The 20,279-nt window shown below is 57.7% G+C and carries 15 protein-coding genes; 3 read left to right on the forward strand and 12 right to left on the reverse strand.

Annotated features, from left to right (window positions below; all coding sequences use genetic code 11):
* Positions 1-81: 81 nt before the first annotated feature.
* Positions 82-5,679, forward strand: coding sequence for an OmpL47-type beta-barrel domain-containing protein (locus ACFFSY_RS12160; RefSeq protein WP_377494188.1), 5,598 nt, complete (start codon positions 82-84; stop codon positions 5,677-5,679).
* Positions 5,680-6,009: 330 nt separating this feature from the next.
* On the opposite strand, the gene ACFFSY_RS12165 is transcribed toward ACFFSY_RS12160, so the two are convergent.
* The 10 genes from ACFFSY_RS12165 to ACFFSY_RS12210 form a co-directional block, all read right to left on the reverse strand.
* The gene (locus ACFFSY_RS12165) at positions 6,010-6,426 is read right to left on the reverse strand and encodes a hypothetical protein (protein ID WP_377494190.1); all 417 of its coding nucleotides are present in this window, start codon (positions 6,424-6,426) and stop codon (positions 6,010-6,012) included.
* A 61-nt stretch (positions 6,427-6,487) separates the two neighbouring features.
* The gene (locus tag ACFFSY_RS12170) at positions 6,488-7,711 is read right to left on the reverse strand and encodes a cation:proton antiporter (RefSeq protein WP_377494192.1); all 1,224 of its coding nucleotides are present in this window, start codon (positions 7,709-7,711) and stop codon (positions 6,488-6,490) included.
* Positions 7,692-8,210, reverse strand: coding sequence for a cation:proton antiporter regulatory subunit (locus tag ACFFSY_RS12175; RefSeq protein WP_377494194.1), 519 nt, complete (start codon positions 8,208-8,210; stop codon positions 7,692-7,694). Before ACFFSY_RS12175 ends, ACFFSY_RS12170 begins: the two co-directional genes overlap by 20 nt.
* Before the next feature lie 490 nt (positions 8,211-8,700).
* Positions 8,701-9,060: a hypothetical protein gene (locus ACFFSY_RS12180; RefSeq protein ID WP_377494196.1), complete on the reverse strand. Its 360-nt coding sequence runs from the start codon at positions 9,058-9,060 to the stop codon at positions 8,701-8,703.
* Between the two features lie 179 nt (positions 9,061-9,239).
* On the reverse strand, positions 9,240-10,538 hold the full coding sequence (locus ACFFSY_RS12185; protein WP_377494198.1) for an MFS transporter: 1,299 nt from the start codon (positions 10,536-10,538) through the stop codon (positions 9,240-9,242).
* 70 nt (positions 10,539-10,608) lie between these two features.
* Positions 10,609-11,079 carry a MarR family winged helix-turn-helix transcriptional regulator gene (locus tag ACFFSY_RS12190; RefSeq protein WP_377494200.1) on the reverse strand — a complete coding sequence of 157 codons (471 nt, stop codon included), beginning with the start codon at positions 11,077-11,079 and terminating at the stop codon, positions 10,609-10,611.
* Positions 11,080-11,334: 255 nt separating this feature from the next.
* On the reverse strand, positions 11,335-11,625 hold the full coding sequence (locus tag ACFFSY_RS12195) for a hypothetical protein (RefSeq protein WP_377494202.1): 291 nt from the start codon (positions 11,623-11,625) through the stop codon (positions 11,335-11,337).
* Positions 11,626-11,880: 255 nt separating this feature from the next.
* On the reverse strand, positions 11,881-13,140 hold the full coding sequence (locus ACFFSY_RS12200; protein WP_377494204.1) for a GGDEF domain-containing protein: 1,260 nt from the start codon (positions 13,138-13,140) through the stop codon (positions 11,881-11,883).
* Between the two features lie 215 nt (positions 13,141-13,355).
* Positions 13,356-14,120, reverse strand: coding sequence for an SDR family oxidoreductase (locus tag ACFFSY_RS12205; RefSeq protein ID WP_377494206.1), 765 nt, complete (start codon positions 14,118-14,120; stop codon positions 13,356-13,358).
* 166 nt (positions 14,121-14,286) lie between these two features.
* Entirely contained in the window at positions 14,287-15,099 is an 813-nt protein-coding gene (locus ACFFSY_RS12210) for a MerR family transcriptional regulator (protein ID WP_377494208.1), read from the reverse strand.
* Positions 15,100-15,255: 156 nt separating this feature from the next.
* Here ACFFSY_RS12210 and ACFFSY_RS12215 point away from each other — a divergent pair, with 156 nt between their 5' ends.
* Both ACFFSY_RS12215 and ACFFSY_RS12220 read left to right on the forward strand, forming a co-directional pair.
* Positions 15,256-15,609: a nucleotide excision repair endonuclease gene (locus ACFFSY_RS12215; protein WP_377494210.1), complete on the forward strand. Its 354-nt coding sequence runs from the start codon at positions 15,256-15,258 to the stop codon at positions 15,607-15,609.
* A 204-nt stretch (positions 15,610-15,813) separates the two neighbouring features.
* The gene (locus tag ACFFSY_RS12220; RefSeq protein ID WP_377494212.1) at positions 15,814-17,316 is read left to right on the forward strand and encodes a DEAD/DEAH box helicase; all 1,503 of its coding nucleotides are present in this window, start codon (positions 15,814-15,816) and stop codon (positions 17,314-17,316) included.
* 68 nt (positions 17,317-17,384) lie between these two features.
* On the opposite strand, the gene ACFFSY_RS12225 is transcribed toward ACFFSY_RS12220, so the two are convergent.
* Both ACFFSY_RS12225 and ACFFSY_RS12230 read right to left on the reverse strand, forming a co-directional pair.
* Positions 17,385-18,464: an acyltransferase family protein gene (locus tag ACFFSY_RS12225; protein ID WP_377494214.1), complete on the reverse strand. Its 1,080-nt coding sequence runs from the start codon at positions 18,462-18,464 to the stop codon at positions 17,385-17,387.
* A complete protein-coding gene (locus ACFFSY_RS12230; protein ID WP_377494216.1) occupies positions 18,457-20,208 on the reverse strand; it encodes a class I adenylate-forming enzyme family protein in 1,752 nt (583 codons plus the stop codon). The genes ACFFSY_RS12225 and ACFFSY_RS12230 overlap by 8 nt, the downstream gene beginning before the upstream one ends.
* Positions 20,209-20,279 lie beyond the last annotated feature (71 nt).

Consider the following 20,279-nt stretch of genomic DNA (forward strand, 5'->3'; position numbering starts at 1 on the left):
TCATAGACTAAACTCCTATGAACCTTGGCAGAGGTTTATTTTTTTTGCCCATTTTCCGGATCGAAGAAAGGAAGGAATAAGATGAGCGAGCGACACGGTGCACGAAAACTCTCATTGTTGGTCTCATTTTTACTTGTCATTCAACTGATGCTACCAGCCGTAAACGTATTTGCGGCAGAGACCGCCAACAGCAGTATTTTGCCGCCGAGCAATGTCAGCTACCAGGTTACGGGGGCTGATATTAAGTTAACGTGGAACACCGTATTTGGGGCAACCGGTTATCAAATTTATGAGATTACGGAAGGCCAACTCCTTGTTCGCGGCACGACGGCGACCAACTCTTATACGATGAAGAGTGTGAGCGAGGGGTCCTATACCTACGCAATCTCCACGCTTAGCGCGGAGGGCGAATCCGGACCGAGCGCTCCTGTAACGGCGGATGTCGTCTATCCGGAGATGACCGCCCCGGCGCTTACCGCCTCCGTTCAGAATGGCAGCGACCTTGTCCTGAACTGGACAGCTTCCGCCAATGCGCAGAGCTACAATCTATTTCAAATTCAAGAGGATGGCCAAACGGCGCTAGTCAAAACCCAAACCTCGCGCACATTCTCGGTAATTAACGTTGCAGAGGGCACATACCGTTATGCCGTTAGCGCCGCGAATCCGTTGTTCGGCGAATCGCCGCTCTCGGCACCGGCAGAGGTCACGGTTGTGTATCCCGTTATGGCAGCCCCTGGCAGCCCGAGCTTCACGGTTACGAATGTGAACGACCTCACGCTGAAGTGGGCGGCGTCCAGCTACGCAAGCAGCTATCGCATTTATCAAATTAACGACGGCGGGAAAGCGTTGAAAACCACCGTTACCGGCACATCGGCTGTTTTTGCAAATCAGGCGGCCGGCCAATATGTGTACGAAGTCCATGCTTATAGCGATCGCTTTGGCGAATCGGCCGAAGGCAGCCAGATTACAGCAACCATCGGTTCTGTAACCATGACGGCGCCGACTAATTTTGCGGCAAAGCTGCAAAACGTTAATGATGTTCTTCTTACTTGGACAGCATCAGCGAATGCAACCAACTACAAGATTTATCAAATCGTGGATGGACAAGCCGTGCTGAAGAGCACGGTGACAGGCACTTCCGTTGCCTATACGAACCAACCGGCCGGGGATTACCTCTATGAAGTGCGCGCCTACAGCGATCGCTTCGGGGAATCGGCACAAGGCAGCCAAGCCTCGCTTACGATTGGAGCGGTGGCACTGGCGCCTCCAAGCGGTCTTGCTTACAAACTGTTGAACATGAATGATGTTATTTTGACGTGGACAGCCAGCGCCAACGCAGACGGCTATAAGGTTTATCAGGTGGTCGATGGCCAGAAAGTGTTGAAAAGCACGGTGTCCAGCACAAGCGCAACCTACACCTTGCAGCCGGCCGGGAACTATGAATACGTTGTACATGCTTACAGCTCGCGTTTTGGCGAATCGGCTGAGGGAAGCTCGGTGACATTCACGATCGATCCCGTCATCCTGAAGGCGCCAGGCAACGTGAAATACGCAATCGTAAACGGGAATGACGCGACTCTTAGCTGGGACGCTTCGGAGTATGCGGATAGTTACAAGGTTTATCTGGTAGCCAACGGCCAGAAAACCTTGAAAAGCACGGTAGCGACCAAATCGGTCACCTATTCGTACTTGCCGAAAGGGGATTACACCTACGAGGTGTATGCCGCCTCCTCTCGTTTTGGAACATCGGCTGAGGCGGGCACGGTGTCTTTCACGCTCACATGGCCGGTGATGCAAGCGCCTGCCAATGCGGTGCAGACGATTACGAACGCGACAAGCTTTACGTTAAGCTGGGATGCCGTCCCTTATGCGACCAGCTATAAAGTATATCAAGTCGTCAATGGCCAGAAGGTACTGAGAACCACGGCATCCAAGCTGAACGTTACTTACACAGGCATGGCCCCGGGATCGTATACGTATATGATCCACTCGGTGTCCGACCGCTTCGGCGATTCGGTGGAGGGTTCGACCGTCAATCTGACGCTGAACGGGCAGGTCATGGAAGCACCGACGAACCCGGTCTATACCGTCGCTAACGGCAATGACGTAACGTTGAAGTGGACTGCGGCGGAGTATGCGACAAGTTATAGAGTCTACCAAATCGTCGATGGCCAAAAAACGCTGAAAAGCAATGTAGGCGGAACTAGCGTTACGTACTACAATCAGCCGGAAGGCAGTCTGGCCTACGAGATCCATTCGGTTTCCTCGCTGCTTGGCGAATCCCCTGAAGGGGCAGACGTTTCGTTCCAATTGACGTATCCGGATATGACTGCGCCGGGTAATCCAGCTTATAAAATTCTGAACGGCAACGATGTTCGATTAACCTGGACGGCTGCCGCTTACGGCGATTATTACAAGGTTTACGAGTTAATCGACGGTGCAAAGGTCGCCAAGAGTTCCGTCACCACGTATAGCTCAACGTTAAGTAACGTATCGAGCGGTCCGCATGCGTATATTGTTCATGCCGTAAGCTACAGGTTCGGGGAATCCCCTGAGGGCAGCAAGCTGACGTTGAACGTAGAGTTCCCGATTATGGAGACGCCTACCGGATTTACGCAAACGGTGAGCAGCGGCAACGATGTGACGTTGAAGTGGAATTACGTCAATTATGCAACGGCTTATAAACTGTATCAGGTCGTCAATGGCGAAGAAGTGCTGGTGAAGACCCAGAGCGGCACGACAGTAACCTTATTAAATCAGCCAGAGGGCGATTATAAGTATGTGCTGCGCTCCTACAGCGATCGCTTTGGCGACTCGCCGGAAGGCGCAAAGCTTGAGTTCCCGCTTGTATGGCCGACCATGCAACCACCGGCGACCTTGACGTCTACCATCGCCAATGGCAACGACATGACCCTTAAATGGGGCGCGGCGACTTATGCAACGGCCTATCGCGTCTATCAGGTCGTGGACGGTCAGAAGGTGCTGAAGAGCACGGTAACAAGCACGAGCGCCACCCTCGAGAACTTGCCGGAAGGAAACTACGAGTTTGCGGTATATGCTTATAGCAGCCGTTTCGGCGAATCGCCCGCGGGCAAAACGCTTAACGTAAATTTAGTATGGCCGACTGTAGTTCCTCCAGTAGTTAAAGGGACGGTATTCGATGCGAATAACATCACGCTGTCCTGGCCAGCCGTAACTTGGGTTAGCGAATATCGCGTATACGATGTAACGGACGGCAAGCGCCAACTCCTTTATAAAGGAACTGCGCTCAGCTACAAGATTTACAACCTGACCGAAGCCACGCATCAATATGAAGTGACAGCGTACCATACGCGATTCGGGGAGTCCGTGGCGTCGAACCGCATTAGCGAAAACATCGTGTTCCCGGTCATGCAGCCTCCGGTCGCAACCTTGAAGCTGCTGAGCACGACAAGCGCCCGTATTACCTGGAACTTCGTGACGTATGCCAACGGCTATAATGTTTATGAGCTTATTGATGGTCAATCGGTTCTGGTGGCCGAGAAGGTAAACAACCTTTCCTATACGTTGACGGATCTGACGTATAAGAACCATGAGTATTATGTAACATCGGTTAGTAATTCGTTCGGTCAGTCAGCGCCTTCCAATATTGTATTGGCGAAACTCATCGTCGATACGGAAGCGCCGGTGACGACGGCTGCGGCTTTAACGACTTGGACGAACGGCGACCAGAACGTCAGCTTGTCTGCGACCGACAACGAAACCGGCGTCGCAGCCACGTACTATGCCGTTAATGGGGGAGTCTACACGGCGGGAAATTCGCTCACAGTAGACCAAGAGGGTATTACCGAAATCTCCTTTTACTCCGTGGATCGTGCTGGGAATAAGGAAACGGCAAAAACGATTCAAATTAAGATCGACCGCACGGCGCCAGCGACGATAGCAACCGCGCCAACGGCATGGGTGCAAGCGGCGGCGGTGAAACTGGCAGCTAGCGATGCGCAAAGCGGCGTGGCAGCAACATACTACGCAGTCAATGGCTCCGAGTACCAAGAAGGCACATCGTTCACAGTCGAGAACGAAGGCGTCAGCACAATCAGCTTCTACTCGGTAGACGCGGCAGGCAACAAAGAAGACGTGCAGACGATCAAAGTCAGCGTTGACCGTACGGCCCCTGTGACGACGGCAACCGCGCCAACGGCATGGGTGCAAGCGGCGGCGGTGGAACTGGCAGCTAGCGATGCGCAAAGCGGCGTGGCAGCAACATACTACGCAGTCAATGGCTCCGAGTATCAAGAAGGCACATCGTTCACGGTCGAGAACGAAGGCGTCAGCACAATCAGCTTCTACTCAGTAGACGCGGCAGGCAACAAAGAAGAGGCGCAGACGATCAAAGTCAGCGTTGACCGCACGGCTCCTGTGACGACGGCAACCGCGCCAACGGCATGGGTGCAAGCGGCGGCGGTGAAACTGGCAGCTAGCGATGCGCAAAGCGGCGTGGCAGCAACATACTACGCAGTCAATGGCTCCGAGTATCAAGAAGGCACATCGTTCACGGTCGAGAACGAAGGCGTCAGCACTATCAGCTTCTACTCGGTAGACGCAGCAGGCAATAAAGAGGATGTGCAGACGATCAAAGTCAGCGTTGACCGTACGGCTCCTGTGACGACGGCAACCGCGCCGACGGCATGGGTGCAAGCGGCGGCGGTGAAACTGGCAGCTAGCGATGCGCAAAGCGGCGTGGCAGCAACATACTACGCAGTCAATGGCTCCGAGTATCAAGAAGGCACATCGTTCACAGTCGAGAACGAAGGCGTCAGCACGATCAGCTTCTACTCGGTAGACGCGGCAGGCAATAAAGAGGATGTACAGACGATTAAAGTCAGCGTTGACCGTACGGCTCCTTTGACAACCGCGGCAGTTCCTGGCGGCTGGTCGAAAGACGATGTAACGGTTACGTTGACGGCGGCTGATGCGCAAAGCGGCATTGCCCGTACGTTGTATTCCATTGACGGTTCTGCCAATGCAGAGGGCAGCAAATTTACGATCGGCAGCGAAGGTATTCATCAAGTTACATTCTACTCCGTAGACGCTACCGGCAATATTGAAGCGGCTCAAACAGCCATCGTCAAAATTGACAAATCGGCACCTGTGATCACCATGAACGTGAAAGACGAGTACGTGGCTAACACAAACTTGACGCTGAACTACTCGGTCGTAGACACGCTCTCCAGCATCGTGTCGGAGAAGATGACTGTAACCCGTCCAGATGGAACAGCGACCGATGTGAGAAACGGTAGCGCGATTGCATTGGGTCAGCCAGGCGTTTATGCCGTACTCGTGACGGCAACCAACGGTGCGGGGATGACGACGACTGTGAAAAAACAAATTGTCGTTGCCATTCAAGGCACCATCACGGTAACGCCGACGGTCATCAAAGGCAATAAAGGCGTGTTTACCGTACGCGTCGATCTGCCAAACGGTTATAGCACGCAAGGCTTCGACCTGAATAGCGTTACGCTTAACGGCGTGAAGGCGCTGAACAGCAATAACGGCTACTACAATCAGGCCTCGATTGGCCAGTTCAAGTTCGAGCGTTCGGATTTCAACTGGACGACAGATCAAGTTACCTTGTCTTTCCGGGGCTACGTAGACGGTAAGCTCGTGGTTGGTCAGACGACAGTGAAGGTACAAAAATAGAATAGCAATTCTTGAGAGAGGCTCCCTAACAAGGGAGCCTCTCTTCGATTTCGGAGTCAAATAGTCAGCAAACGAGAGGAAGCCTTGGTCCTGTATTCCGGGCAGCGAGAAGAACGGCGGACATCCTCCGTTCGCGCAGTATATCGCCGATGAGCTCATGCCGTGCGTGCTATAGATTCGCTTTCCGCGTACGTTAGGGTTTGCAGAAGGACCGATCCCGCGCGGTCGACCACTGAGTAGCTGTCTGGCGGGTTCTAGGCAGGCGCAGGCCGACAAAAAGACGCTTCCGACGCTCGCGCATCTTGCGCGGCGGGGAAGCGTCTTCGGTTTTTATTTCGTCAGCGTATTGCCGTATTTAGATACAGGAAGGTCTGTCATAACCGAAGTCGTCCGCGCTCGCCGCCTACCGGGGACCGGACCGATATCCGCCTTCGCGTCAGGGTCGAGGCGGCGGGCCATGTCGGCGGCCGCCACGGCTTCCAGACGGCTGAAGGTCAGCTCAGCCCGCCAAGGCCCGCTGTCGCCCGGTTCCGTGCCGGACTCGCGCACGAGCGTGACTTTCCTGCCGGTTGCCTGCCCGAGTGCCGCCGCGATCTCCGGGACGCGCGGGCCGCGTATGCGCAGGACACGCATCCAAGCCGATTGATTCATGCACCAGATCGCGGTCGCGAAGACCGCCGTCATAACCGTGACATACATCACGGCCGCGATTACCGTAGGTTCCAACGTTTCTGCAGGTACTGCCATATCGTCTCCTCCTTTGGCCGGTTCAGAATAGTCGCTTGTCGGGCGAATGCCCTCGTACATGCTAGCCTTCATGCGCCCGGTCGGGCTTATTGCGTTTGGGGAGCAGACCGTATAGACGGCTCATGAACGCGTGAATGATTTTGGTCTCCTTGGTCAGAATCGGTCCAAGTATCGCGAGAATAAGGACGTATAGCGCGGCGAACGGTTGGATAATCGGAAGCAGACCGCCGCTTTGCGCAAGCTTTGCCATAATAATCGAGAATTCGCCGCGCGCCACGATCGTGAAGCCGATATTGACCGAGGCTCTGGCGGATAAGCCGGCGCTGCGTCCGGCCCACATGCCGGCGGCGAAGTTCCCGGCCAGCGTCAGCGCGACTGCCGCGAGCGACATCCAGACCGCGCCGCCCAGCGAGAGCGGATCGATCGTGAGGCCGAAGCTGAAGAAGAAGATCGCGCCGAAGAAATCCCGGAACGGCAGAATCAGCTTCTCGATCCGCTTCCGGTGTTCCGTCTCCGCGAGCACGAGTCCGACCAGCAGCGCGCCGATCGCCTCGGCGACATGAATCGTCTCCGAGAAGCCCGCGATGACGAACAGCGCCGCGAAGATGACGAGCAGGAATAGCTCGTTGGAGCGGATGTCGAGCACCCGGTTCAGTAGCGGCACCGCCTTGCGTCCGACAATGAGCACAAGCAGCATGAAGCCGAGCGAGATGGACGCGGACAGCAGAATGCCGGCGAGCGATGAGGATCCGCTCAGAATGAGACCGGAGATCATCGAGATGTAGAGCGCCAGGAAGACGTCCTCGAACATGATGATGCCGAGAATGAGCTCGGTCTCGGGATTGGCGGTTCGTTTCAGGTCCACGAGCACTTTGGCCGCGATCGCGCTCGAGGAGATGGTTGTAATGCCGGCGATAATCAGCACCTCGAACAGTGGGAGACCCGTAAAGAAGCCGAATAGCAGACCGAGCGTGAAGTTAATCAGAATATAGATGGTGCCGCCGACGGCGATCGACTTGCCCGACTTGATCAAGCGGCCGACCGAGAACTCCAGCCCCAGATAGAACAAGAGGAACAAGACGCCGATTCGGCCGAGAAATTCGATCAGCGGCGTGCTCGAGATGAACCGCAGATCGATATGCCAGAATTGCACGGAGTGAGGGCCGACGGCCATGCCGACCAGGATATAGAACGGGATGACCGAGAATCGCAGCTTGGCGGAGAGCAGGCCGGCGATTGCGATCAGCGCGATGGCGAGGCCGATCTCAAATACGATGTAATCCATAGGCGCCGTCCCTTCCGTTCATGATCATCTCTTTGAACAGCTTCTGCTGTCCCCGCTCTCCGGCTACAACGAGGACGGAATCCGCTATCAGCAACGTTTCCGGTCCGGGGTTCACCTGCTTGGCGGCACCCCGGCCGATGACGGCGATAATGGTGGCGCCGGTCGATTGCCGGACGTCCAGCTCGCCGATCGTTTTGCCGACGCATTTGAAGGACGGCTCGACCCGGTACCATTCGAGTATGAGATCGCCGAGCGCCATTTCGATCGTCTCCAGCGCTTTGGGCGCGTACGCCATCCCGCCGATAATACCGGCGAGCAGGCGGGACTCGTCGTCGTCGAGCGTCACCATGGAGCGGCTTGCGGATGGATCGCCGTGCTCGAAGTGGTAGCATTCCCGCCGTCCGTCATCATGGACGATGACGACGACTTTGTCGCCGGCGCGGGTAATCATTTCAAACTTTTTCCCGATGCCCGGGAGTTCAATTTCTCTTATATTCATGGCTTAAACCTCCAGTTTAGTAAGGAATACCGTGCGGAGGCCGGTTTTTGCGCAAGGTGAAATAGAACGTTGCCGGTCCGTTTTTTTGCACAAACGGGAAGGACAAGTCCGTCATAAACAGCGATTGGCTGCGGATTACATGGCTAGGCCGCTTCAAGCAGCTGCGAACGCAACGCAAATCAAATTGCGTATCGCTCCATGCAGCATTCCTGGTCTTATGAACGCAAACCAATGAGCGTATCGCTCCATGCAGCATTCCTGGTCTTGACCATGAACGCAAACCAATGAGCGTGTCGCTCCATGCAGCATTCCTGGTCTTATGAACGCAAACCAATGAGCATGTCGCTCCATGCAGCATTCCTGGTCTTGACCATGAACGCAAACCAATGAGCGTTGCAGCACAAATAGAACCGGTACGTTAGGTCGCAAAAACGCGGGTCCGCTCGGAATCGAGATAGCAGGTAACAAATGGAAGGCTATAAGCGCGTACTTACACAAACGTGGAGGTGAATTTGATGGGGGTGAGCATCAAGCGGGTCAAACTGCGCGCAATCCGGGGCTCGTACGTCACGCCGACGTCCATGCGGGCGCGGCGAATCAACTGCGTCCATGCGGCAAGCAGGAAGAAGACGATTGGGAACAGCTCTGCGATTCGCAGGCCGCTCGTGACGGGAGATTGCTTGCGCACCGCGCTCTTGCCCGGGAAGTATTCCATGCCGTTCGACGAAGAGGTTACGGCAGATTCGCTGTCAGCGATCTCCAGACATGGGAAAGGCGTCACGAAGAACATGAAGCTGGCAAGCAAAAGCAGCGAAAGAGAACGATTTAAGGAGAAAACCCGATCAATCATGCCTAAAAGCCTCCTTTCGCGTGGAATATGAGCTAATTATAGCACAAACGGCGGAATTTATCCAAATTTGGACGAGCAGATAGGCTAAACTTGCCAATCCTCGGGGGGAGAGACCAAATAGGAGGGAGCACGCATTCGCGTACCCCCTCCTATTGATGGGATTGATGCAATCGTCCGATTTACGCCAATGCAGCCTTCGACGTATCGCTGTCGCGTCCGCGCTTGCTGATTCGCACGGCCATGAGCGACGCGACGAAGCAGAAGAAGCCGGCGATGACGAACGCCTGCGAATAACTGCCGAGCCAATCGCGCAGCACGCCGGCCCCGTAGGCGGCCGTGGAGGCGCCGATCTGGTGGGCGACAACGATCCAGCCGAAGATCATCGCGGATTGCTCTTTCCCGAATGCGACGCCTGCCAGCTTAGCGGTCGGCGGCACGGTGGCGATCCAGTCGAGTCCGTAGAAGACGGAGAAGACGATCAGCATCGCGGGCGTGGCATCCAGCGCATACGGGAGGAACAGCAGGGACAGTCCGCGCAGCCCGTAGTACCAGAACAGCAGCCAGCGGCTATCGAAGCGGTCGGACAGCCAGCCGGAGATCGTCGTGCCGAACAAGTCGAAGATGCCCATCATAGCGAGCAGGCCCGCTGCCGCCACCTCCAGCATGCCGTGGTCGCCGCAAGCCGCGATCAGGTGCGTGCCGATGAGCCCGTTCGTGGAGAAGCCGCAGAAGAAGAAAGTGCCGGCAAGCAGCCAGAAGGTGGTGCTCTTCATCGCGCGGCGCAGGTTGCGGATCGGCGTCAGGAACAGATTGCCTGCGAACGGAACGGGCTGCACGATCGCATTGGAACCATAGGGCGCGGCCCCTACGTCGGAAGGGTGATTGCGCATCCAGGCGGCTACGGCCGCGAGCACGAGCACAATGGCGGCCACGGCGGCGTATAAGGCGTAACGCCATCCCCAGTCGGCGGTGATCTTCGCGAACAAAGGCAGGAACAGCAGCTGGCCAGTGGCGGCGCTGGCAGTCAGTAATCCGACGACAAGCCCTCTACGCTGCACGAACCACAGGTTGCTGACCGTCACTCCGAGCACGTTGGCCATCATGCCGGTAGCAAGGCCGGAGACGACGCCCCAGAGCAGTTCGAACTGCCACAGCGACGTCATCAGCGGCGTGACCGCAAGGCTGGCCGCCAGCACGGCAAGCGCGGACAGGATGACTTTACGGATCCCGAAGCGCATGAGCAAGGCTGCGGAGAACGGACCGACCAGGCCATAGAGGAAGATGCCGACGGAGATGACGCTCGAGATGCCGCCCCGGCTCCAGCCGAATTCCTCCTGGAAAGGGACGATCAGAATACTCGGCAGCGAGCGGATGCCGGCAGAGACGAGCAGCGTGACGAACGTCAGCAGGGCGACGATCCAGCCATAATGAAGCCGGGGATTGCGGCGTTGTTCCGTGAGGATGGGTTCAGCTTCCATGGGTACACCTCGCATATTTTTGTTGTACAACCAAAATACAAGGCGGAAAAATCCACGGACGTTAGTCGCGTTATTTCTCCAGCTGCTCACTGGCCGATTCCTGGCTTGCAGTCAGCGCCTTGGCCTCATCCGGCCCGAGGATCGTTTCGTAGGTCGCCTTCAATCGTCGCGAGGCGTCGCGAATCGGCTGCTCCAGCTCCCGTCCGCGATCGGTCGGGTAGACGTTGACGGTCTTGCCGCTTACTTGCCGCCGAACGAGCTGCTTGGCCTCCAACTTGTCGATGAAGCGGGTCAGCGTGGACGGGGTAATATACAGCTTCTCGGAGAGCTCCTTCTGCGTAATGCCCGGGGAGGCAATGACGAGCCGAATAAGGTAGCCGTACGCGGGTGTAAGCCCTGTCGTCGCGAACGCGTCGTCGGCGATGCGGGTAATGGCGCGGCTAAGCCGATTGGCGGTGAAATACAGGCATTCGTGCAGGAAAGCTTCGTCCGGGTTCCCGGAGGCTGCCGGCGTAAGCCGGGGATCTTGTTCGTCGGGCATATGGGGGACCTCCTATGGTTCGTGTCGGGATTGTTTTCTATTTTGTATGTACAACAAAAATATACAATGAGGAAGGAATTGCCAATACGCTGCCGCCAAACGTCTAGATGCGAGTTCCTCCCCCGAACGCAAAAAAGCCCCCGCAGAGGCGGGAGCTGCAGTCTTGCATTTTGGCCGGCACGCGGTGCTCGAACCCATGTTCAAACGCCGCATGCTTTCTTTTCTGATGCGGAATTGTTTGATGATGCGCACGGATTAGAGGGTTGCAACCGCGACTTGGATATACCCGAAAGTTGCGCCGCCGCCATTGGAGAAGAGTCCCGCGAGCAGCAGGCCAGGAACGACGACAGTCAAGCTTTGGGCAGCCGGAATCACGTAATTGATGGTCGGTCCGTTCGCGTGCGTCAGGATGAGCGTGACCGAGAACGTCGAGTTGTTTTGCACCGTCACCGAAGCATTAACCGGTCCCGTCAAATTCTCGAAATACGACTTGCTGACGCCTGCCGGCACGTTGAAAACCTGTTGAGGAAGGAGAATCGCCGCCATAGTCTATCAACCTCCTTTCCATATTGATAGCATATTCTATTCCGAGTCGCTCATTTGGACCGGGGTAATGTCTTTCGTAGATTCGCACATTTAAACAGAGCGGGGTGCGTTGAATGAGCGAGCAGGAGATGGCGCGTCAGGGCGGCCGGCGCCGACAATAAAACCCCCGCGCTTCCTGCGAAGCCGGGGGTTCGTCATCCTATTATTCGCTTGTGTGCTGCCTTCGCTTAGGCGTATCGCGGCTGGCTGCACGCTCTAACTCGTTGATAGACTAGACTCGTGCTGCTGGCCGGGGCTGACCGTAATCCGGTTGCGCCCGAGCTGTTTCGATTCGAGCAGCAGCTGATCGGCATAGATGTAGCCTTTCTCGATCGGGACTTCTTCCTGTTCCGTGAAGAAATAGAGGCCGAACGAGGCGGTATAGGGGATACGCGACGTCTGATCTTGGAATTCCGCTTCGACCGCGTCGCTCTCGATCTGCTGCCGCAGCTCTTCCACGAGCGCAAGGCACGATTCGAAGCTTCTGCCGCGCAGGAACATCGTGAACTCCTCGCCGCCGCTTCGCGCCAAAATATCGTCGGTACCTGCCTTTGCCTTCAGCGCCGCCGCGAAATGCTGGATGACCCGATCGCCTACGCTGTGGTTGTACGTATCGTTGATCGACTTGAACTTGTCGATGTCCGCCACGACGATGCCGATCGCCTCTTTGGTCTTCTCCAGCTCCTTCATCTTCAGCTCCATGTAAGCGCGGTTATGGAGGCCGGTCAGGAAGTCGGTGTAAGCCATATGCTCGTATTTGTTCCGCTCGTGCTTGTCCTGCGCGCTCTGCGCTTTGACCAGATACGACTGGCTGACGAGATAGTTGAGCACGAACAGGCCGATGATCGCCGTCCAGTTCCGTTGTTCGAGGAATAGGAGCAGCAAGCCGTTGGAGAACGCCGTCTTCGCCATGTCCAAAATACTGCGCTCCTTCAAGAACGCGGCCACGTCCGCACGCGTGCGAATATCGCCGAGCAAGCTGAACACCCCGAGGAGGAAGAGGTCTGACACCACCGCCGTAACGGTAACGAGCAGGAAGAGAAGCACCCAGAAGGCGACGAGATTTCCCTCGAACCAAGGAATCAGCCATTGGTAGACGTAATAAGCAGCTGTACCTTGAATGACGAAGGAGCCGACATTGTAGAATGTCTGGACGCCCTCGCCGGGTTCGTCGGTCTTGGTCTTCTTCTTATATAGATAGCCGATTAGCCGGTAGACGGCTTCGAATAGATACAAGCCGAAGGGGCCGGTGAACAGGATCAGCGATACATTATAATTAATGCCGTACTCTACGCTCGTGCTGCCCCGGCGGCTATTGATCCGCAAGTGGTAATACAGTAAGGAAAACAGCCAATAGACGCCCATGACTTGGAAGGTCAGCGGCGCGAGCGAGAACGCGGAGAATGTCGATACGGCGATGCCGGTTGCGATGAGAAACAGCGACAAGATGTAGACGCGGAGTCGGGCTTGAGTCACAGTTATCATTCTCCTTTGTAGTTAATTATGCCCATTTCCATAGTTTCGTCAACGCCTCGCCGCCATGTTCTCGCCCTGAAGCGAGATTGGTTACTTTTGTGCATCGCCGAATCAATCGACGCGCTGCCGGACGCCTGTTCAACCGTCATGGTTAACATACATCTTCGCCCGGTTTTCATGCCAAAAAAAAAGACGGCCCACGGGCCGTCCTTCGGTTAGAGATGCGAGCCGCCTGTCGCGTCAACCATTTGGCCGGTTACCCACCGGCCGTCGGCAGAGACGAGAAAGGCCACGACATCGGCGATGTCCGATGGCTCGCCGACCCGTCCTAGCGCCGACATGCCGGAGGCATGAGCCTGGCCCTCTGGCGTGCGCAGCCAAGCCGCGTTCACATCCGTGTCTACAATGCCAGGCAGCACAGCATTGACGGTTACGCCGCGAGGACCGAGCAGCTGCGCAAGATGCAGGGTGAACGTATTGATCGCGCCTTTGGTCAAGTTGTAGGCCATAATATGCGGGTAGGCGATGCGCGTTACGCCGGAGGAGATGTTCACGATCCGGCCCCCTTCGTTCAAGATGGGCAGCGCCTGCTGCACGAGAAAGAACGGCGCCTTCACGTTAACGGCGAGCAGGCGGTCAAGTTCTTGTTCGGTCGTCTCCTCGAATGAGCTCGACGTGCCAACCCCGGCGTTATTGATTACTATATCCAGCTTGTCATTTCCCGTCAGGGGAAGCAGTGAAGACTGCACGGCTTCCAGCAGCGCATTGACGCCATGCACGGTATCCAGCTGCGCCCCGATCGCGATCGCTCGTCCACCCTGCGCTTCGATTGCGCGTACGACCTCGTTCGCGGCATCGCGGTTGCTGCCGTAATGTACCCCCACGGTCGCGCCGTCGGCAGCCAGACGCATCGCTATTCCTCTGCCGATACCTCGGCTTGCCCCCGTCACCAGCGCGGTTTTGCCTCCCAATCGTTTCATTCCTGTTCGCTCCCCTTTGTTCGACTTAGGCCTACTGTACGCCTTCCAGTAAAGGGGAGAGTCAAGCGGGCGCGCTAAAAAAAATCAGCGCAGGCGAAAAACGCGATTGAACGCGAATGCCAATCGCGTGGGAGAATGGCGTAAGTACGGCGATGGTCAATCCGGTTCAGATGCGCCGATCGAGCGGAATTAAGAGCTCCGCAAGACGCATTGAGCCGTACATGTCGCGGTCCGAAGTGAGATAGATTTCACGCATCGGGAAGCGCGTCGCAAGCGGCATCCCCTGCGACGCGAGCCAATCCGACAGCCGTTCCGCGGCCAGACAGTCTTCTTGATAAGGATTGCAGACGTGCACATGCGAGGCGGCAGAGGCGAAGCCCGGGAGAAGGCCGATTTGAACCCGTTTATTGCCAGGGATCGCCTCGCTCAGCGGGATCGCGACTTCGAGTTCGCAGTAGCCATCCTCCGTTTCCTCGTGCTGCGTCACGATAAGCTGGTCGGCGGTCTGCCCATGCGCTTCGGCATACGCGGTCAATTCATTCAGCAGCAGGCACAGCTGCGACCGGGGCACGCGGTCCCGGATGGAGGCGGCCAACACCGGTTCGACCGCGCGAAAGCCGAATGCCGGACTTGACTCCGCGGCCATCCGGGCGCGGTCCAGCCGCTGCCCGATCTCGCTCGCCTGCCGGCGCGCTTCGTCGATGACGCGTGCAAGTTCGCGCTGCTTCGCGGCAAGCGCGTCTTGCACCGCGCTGGTAGGGCCGTCCGCTTCCAGGAAAGACCGGATCGTCTCGAGCGTGAATCCCTCCGATTTGAAGGCTTGGATGCGTTTGACGGTAAGCAGCTGTTCTTCCGCGTAGTAGCGATAACCGTTGTGCTCGTCGGTGGCTGCGGGCGCAAGAAGGCCGATTTCGTCGTAGAAACGCAGCGTTTTGACCGACACGCCGGATAGCTTCGAGAACGCGCTGATTTTGTACAAGGCGTATAACCTCCTTCACTGCGGTTGTTCTAACGCTATCATACGAGGGAACGGCTGCCAGACGCTACGTATTGAAGCTAAACTTCCTGAAAGATGGTACACTATACGAAGAAGGCTCGCTGGAGCCCCTAGTCGAACAAAGGACGTGACACGAACGTGATTACCATTACCATCCCGGAGCCGAACGTGACGATAACGAAGCAGGACGCCCCGGAGCTTAGCAATATTTACGGTTTTACCGATTTCCATCTCATTACGAGGGAGCACGGCGGCATCTTCATGTTCTACAACGCGAAGGACGAGCTGCTCTTCGTCGGCAAAGCCCGCAAGCTGCGTCAGCGGATCAAGAAGCATTTCGAAGATTCGGTCTCCCCGATGAAGAAGCATCGCGACGAGGTAGCGAAGATCTCCGTCTGCCATGTAAGCGACCCGGTCGAGCGTGAGCTGTACGAGGTCTACATCGCGAACCGCCAACAAGCGAAGTATAATCAGAACCGGGTCGAATATTAAGCCCGGGCCGGATCGGCAAAGGAAGGGGACGGCCGCTTGACGAGCGACCGTCCCCTTGGTCCGTAGTTCCGCCGCCGAGCCGATTTCCGCTCGCTTCCTCTTCTGCTTGGCACCTATTCATGTTATTCTTAACCACTACGCCGGATTTCACTATCGTATTCATTCAGACACGAATCCAAATAGATCAATTAATTAGGAGACCTTATGACATTCGAATCGTTACAATTGAATCCCGCCATACTCAAGGCGCTGCGCAAAGAGAACTACGAGATGCCGACGCCGATTCAGGCCCAATCGATTCCGGCCGCGCTCGCCGGCCGAGACCTGCTCGGCTGCGCCCAGACGGGCACGGGCAAGACGGCCGCGTTCTCGCTGCCCATCATTCACCGCTTGAGCGGACAAGCCCGCAAGGGCGGCAAACGGGCAATTCGAGCGCTCATCCTGACGCCGACCCGGGAGCTGGCGATCCAAATCATGGACAACATCAAAGCGTACAGCCAATTCACCGATCTGCGCGCGCTCGTCATTGTCGGCGGCGTGCCGCAGAGGCCGCAGGAACGGGACTTGGCGTACGGGTGCGACATTCTGATCGCCACGCCGGGACGGCTGATCGATCTGATCAACCAGAAGCATGTCGACTTGAAGGACGTCGAGACGTTCGTGCTCGACGAAGCCGACCGCATGCTGGACATGGGCTTCATCCACGACGTGAAGCGCGTCATCGCGAAGCTGCCGGCCAAGCGCCAGACGCTCTTCTTCTCGGCGACGATGCCCCCGGAGATCGCGCAGCTGGTGAAGACGCTGCTGACCGATCCGGTGAAGGTGGAGATTACCCCGGTGTCGTCCACGGTGGACCGCATCGAGCAGTCCCTCTATTTCGTGGACAAGGAAAACAAGCCGAATTTGCTGAACTACCTGCTGCAGGATAAGTCGATTGTCTCGGCGCTCGTGTTCACCCGCACGAAGCACGGGGCCGACCGCGTCGTCCGCGGCTTGGCCAAGCAGAACATCACGGCTGCGGCGATTCACGGCAACAAGTCGCAGAACGCGCGCCAGCTGGCGCTGAACAACTTCAAGAGCGGCGCGACGCGCGTACTCGTCGCGACGGATATCGCGGCTCGGGGCATCGACATCGACGAGCTGTCCCACGTCATCAACTTCAATCTGCCGAACATCCCGGAGACGTACGTGCACCGGATCGGCCGCACCGGACGGGCCGGCCTGAGCGGGACGGCGATCTCCTTCTGCGAGACGGAAGAGATTCCGTACCTGAAGGACATCGAGAAGGTCACCAAGAAGAAGGTGCCGGTCGTCGCGGATCATCCGTTCCCGATGACGGGCGAGACCCCGGCCGCCGCGCCGCAGCCGAACGTGGCACAGAACGCGCGCAAGGGTGGCAGGCCGCAGGCGCAAGCAGGCGGAGCGAACCACAGCGGTCAAGGGAAGCAGCAGCCTCGTCAAGGCGGCGGGCAGCAGACCGGCGCGAGCGGGAACAAGCCGCAAGGACAGCGCAAGCCGCAGGCGCAAGCAGGCGGAGCGAACCACAACGGTCAAAAGAAGCAGCAACCTCGTCAAGGCGGCGGACAGCAAGCCGTAGCAGGCGGGAACAAGCCGCAAGGACAACGCAAGCCGCAGGCGCAGGCAGGCGCACAAGGCCAGCGGCAGGGCCAACGCGGCGGTACGCCGGCAGGCGCGGGTCAGCGCTAGCCGGTCGTCCGGGACGCAGTGCAAAGAGGGACATTCCATGAAGCGGAATGTCCCTTTTTGCGTTGTCATCATAATTGCTCGGCCGTACTTGATCGCGAAGGCTGCCGTATTCTTCCGAGCCCGCGCAGCAGGACCGTGACCGTCAAGCATTCCGCCAGCGCGAGCAGGACGAAGATAGCATCCTGCAGCCCATTCATGTGCCCGAGATCCCATCCGGTTACCAGCAAGTTAAGCCGCATGAACAGGATATGGCCGACAAACGTGACGATGCTGAACAGGTTGATCCACGGATGCCAGGCTTGGACGGAGCGACTCTTGGCATGGAGCAAGCCGTAGAACAGCAGCAGCGTGTTCGGAATGACGCTGAGGGTTAGCCGGTATTCATGGCTATAGTCGGCCAGACCAAGGAGCAGCATAGACTCGGCGGCCGTTAGAACAATCGCCGCGGCAAGGAGCGGGAGCAGCCGCATCCGGTAGAACGTCTCCTCGTATTTGGCCGCCAGCATGCCGGCCAATACGAAGAAGAAGCCGAATCCGAAGTACCGGTAGATCAGAAGTTCGCCATACGCGCCGAGGGAGCCATACGGCCAGACTTGCTCCCCGGCTATAGCCAGCAGGAGCGGACGGAGACTGCCCGCCGCCAGCAGCGCGGCCGCGAAGCCCGCCGAAGCTAGCAGAATAGCAAGGCGGATGCGCCGTCGTTCCATCAGCCAGCAGGCGGCCGGCACGCTGAAGAGAAGCGGCGGAATGAACCACAGCTGCACGGACGGCCCGTTCAGGAAGACGGCAGCCAGCATAATTTTGGCCTGCAGAATGAGATTGGCTGTCGACAATCCTCCGCCCATCAGCGCGGGGAGAATGTGCTCTGCCGCGAACATCGCGCAGAAGGCGGCGTACAGGAGACCGATTCGAACGACATACCGGCTCACGTAGCGGATCGGGCTGGCCGCCTTCAGCCATCCTTTGTATGCAAGGAACCCCGCTACCATATAGAAGCAAGGCACGATCACGCTGAACGGAAGCGCGACGAAGCGCAGCTGCTGGTTCGCGGCGGCGTCGGCGTAGCGGATGAGCAGCACGTGGGAGAACAGTACGAGCAGGCAGCCCGCTAATTTGAACAGGGTGATTCCCGGATAATATCTACGCATGTCGTCTTCTCTCCCCGATGCGGGCAAGCGCCAGCTTCGTAATGTCCGGCACGGCGACTTTGCCCGTTGGGGACAGTGGAAGCTCAGGGAGGATGATCAGATACTGCGGCATTTTGAACGCCGACAGCCGGGTGCTCAGATGCAGCCGTACGTCCTGTTCCCCGAGTGCGGCATCCTGCCGGAGCACGACACATGCGCAGATCTGTTCGCCGTACAGCTCATCGTGAATGCCGAGCGCGAAGGCATCGACGATATCGGCGTGCTCGAGCAGTCGGCCTTCGATCTCAAGCGGCGATATTTTCTCCCCGCCCCGCGAGATAAGCCGGTGGAGGCGGCCGGTGATGGTGAGCATGCGTTCCTCCTCGACGTAGCCGAGATCCCCCGTTCGATACCAGCCGTCGGTTGTAAGAGAAGGACGCTCCCGATTCTCGCGCCAATACCGCATGACGCGATGACTGCGCACGGCGATCTCGCCCTCTTCGCGCGGACCGAGCGGCTCGCCCGTCACGGGATGCTGGACGCGTACGTCTACGCAGCGGTCGATCAAGCCGGCCAGGCTGTAAGGGTTGCGCTCGAAGTCGTCGTAGCCGATGGCGCCGCTCAGCAGCCGGGTACGGGTCAGCAGCTTGAAGAGCGCGCGCAGCGGCAGCGACTGCCGTCCGTCCAGGAAGCAGGTTCCGTTCGCCACCGCGCCGGCTTCGCTGGAGCCGTAAGTGACCATGAAGAACAGCAGCCGAAGATCACGGTTCACCCGCTGCAGCAGCTCGCGGCTTACCGCCGCGGAGGTGAACGAGATGCCGATTAAGCTGGACAATCGGTGGAGACCGTCTTGGGCGCAGGCGAGTACCCGCTGCACCATATAGGGCGTGCCGATGAGTACCCGGCACCGTTCTCCGTGGATGGCGTCGATCGCATGGCTGGGGTGAAAATACCGAAGCATGACAATGCGGACATTGCACATCTTCAGGTTGGTAAAGATCGTGCCGAAGCCGCCGAGATGATAGAGCGGAAGCAGGTTCATGACGGCGAAACGGCGCGCGATGGCGTCGGTCAGCCGCTCGAGCGGCCAAGGGAGTCCTCGGGGAGCCGGCGTGGACTTTGGGGCCATGCTCAGGAAGGAAGCAGTCGTCCGAAGCACGCCCTTGGGCGCGCCGACCGTCCCTGATGTGAACAGCAGAATGAGCGGATCGGCGGGCGTTACTAACCGCATGACGACGTGCAGCGTCTGCTCGTCTACGGGGGAGGCGAGCGTCAGCAGGTCCTCATAAGGACGAAGAGGGGCAGGCAGGCTCGAACCCCCGTCCGTGACGAAAATGGCGCGAGGCAGCCATGAAGCGCCGGCTTGTTCGCGAAGCAAGCCGCTTATGGCCTCGATATAATCCAAATGATGCCCCTCGCTGCCCATGATCAGCACGCGGGGCGAGGCGCTCTGCAGGAAGGCGCATAGCTCGTCCTTCTTCGAATATGTATTGAGCGGGACAATGACGGCGCCGATACAGGCAGCCGCGAACATCGAGACGATCAGCTCCTGTCGTCCGGTCATCCAGACGGCGACCGCATCGCCTTTCTGGACGCCGGCCTGCAGCAGTCCTCGGGCGGCGAGCCGGGCTTCATGCCAAAGCATTCCCCACGAAAGGTGCTGATTGATCTCAGGGAAGCTATAAGCGGTGTCCCTAGGGTAGGCGAGCGCCCGCTTGCGAAGCAAATAAGCAATCGTGTCAGGGGCAAGCATGACATTGTCCATGGTGAGGACAGCTCCTTCAAGAATAGAGTTAGAACCGAAGTTTCGTTATAAAGGCATCATATCACCGTTAT

Source organism: Paenibacillus aurantiacus (assembly GCF_042431225.1).
Classification (GTDB): domain Bacteria; phylum Bacillota; class Bacilli; order Paenibacillales; family Paenibacillaceae; genus Paenibacillus_Z; species Paenibacillus_Z aurantiacus.

Excerpts from the sequence above, each read along its gene's own strand:
- ACFFSY_RS12160 (WP_377494188.1), top strand. The coding sequence starts at position 82 with ATGAGCGAGCGACACGGTGCACGAAAACTCTCATTGTTGGTCTCATTT.
- ACFFSY_RS12165 (WP_377494190.1), bottom strand. The coding sequence starts at position 6,426 with ATGGCAGTACCTGCAGAAACGTTGGAACCTACGGTAATCGCGGCCGTG.
- ACFFSY_RS12170 (WP_377494192.1), bottom strand. The coding sequence starts at position 7,711 with ATGGATTACATCGTATTTGAGATCGGCCTCGCCATCGCGCTGATCGCA.
- ACFFSY_RS12175 (WP_377494194.1), bottom strand. The coding sequence starts at position 8,210 with ATGAATATAAGAGAAATTGAACTCCCGGGCATCGGGAAAAAGTTTGAA.
- ACFFSY_RS12180 (WP_377494196.1), bottom strand. The coding sequence starts at position 9,060 with ATGATTGATCGGGTTTTCTCCTTAAATCGTTCTCTTTCGCTGCTTTTG.
- ACFFSY_RS12185 (WP_377494198.1), bottom strand. The coding sequence starts at position 10,538 with ATGGAAGCTGAACCCATCCTCACGGAACAACGCCGCAATCCCCGGCTT.
- ACFFSY_RS12190 (WP_377494200.1), bottom strand. The coding sequence starts at position 11,079 with ATGCCCGACGAACAAGATCCCCGGCTTACGCCGGCAGCCTCCGGGAAC.
- ACFFSY_RS12195 (WP_377494202.1), bottom strand. The coding sequence starts at position 11,625 with ATGGCGGCGATTCTCCTTCCTCAACAGGTTTTCAACGTGCCGGCAGGC.
- ACFFSY_RS12205 (WP_377494206.1), bottom strand. The coding sequence starts at position 14,120 with ATGAAACGATTGGGAGGCAAAACCGCGCTGGTGACGGGGGCAAGCCGA.
- ACFFSY_RS12220 (WP_377494212.1), top strand. The coding sequence starts at position 15,814 with ATGACATTCGAATCGTTACAATTGAATCCCGCCATACTCAAGGCGCTG.
- ACFFSY_RS12225 (WP_377494214.1), bottom strand. The coding sequence starts at position 18,464 with ATGCGTAGATATTATCCGGGAATCACCCTGTTCAAATTAGCGGGCTGC.
- ACFFSY_RS12230 (WP_377494216.1), bottom strand. The coding sequence starts at position 20,208 with ATGGACAATGTCATGCTTGCCCCTGACACGATTGCTTATTTGCTTCGC.